This window comes from Streptomyces sp. NRRL F-5727 (assembly GCF_000719555.1).
Classification (GTDB): domain Bacteria; phylum Actinomycetota; class Actinomycetes; order Streptomycetales; family Streptomycetaceae; genus Streptomyces.
This window is the reverse complement of the sequence record NZ_JOGX01000168.1, coordinates 1-396: the sequence shown is the minus strand read 5'-3', so window position 1 is coordinate 396 and position 396 is coordinate 1. Positions and strand designations below refer to the sequence as shown.

Here is a 396-nt window from a genome sequence, read left to right as displayed (position 1 = left end):
CTCCAGGGTGCCGTCGGCGCGCCAGCGGGCGAGGTCGCCGGTGCGGTACACGCGGGCGCCGCGCGGGCCGTGGGGGGGGGGGACGAACCGTTCGGCGGGGAGGGCCGGGCGGGGGCGGCGCCGTCGAGGCGTTCGGCGAGGGGCGCCACGGGCGGGGCCTCGAAGAGGTCACGGAGGGTGAGTTCCGCGCCGAGCGCGGCGCGGATGCGGACGGCGAGGCGGGCGGCGAGGGGGGAGTGGGCGCCGGGGGGGAAGAAGTCGTCGTCGATGCCGGTCCCGGGCAGGCCGAGGAGGTCTGCGAAGAGGCCGCAGAGGATCTCCTCGCGCGGGCTGCGCGGGGCACGGTGCGCGGTGCCGGCGGTGAAGTCGGGGGCGGGCAGGGCGCGGCGGTCCAGC

General features: G+C 80.3%; 1 protein-coding gene. It reads right to left on the bottom strand.

Going from position 1 to position 396, the window contains the following annotated elements; genetic code table 11:
- On the bottom strand, window positions 1-396 hold a 396-nt coding region (locus IF73_RS38425), incomplete at both ends, for a phosphopantetheine-binding protein (RefSeq protein WP_037881904.1).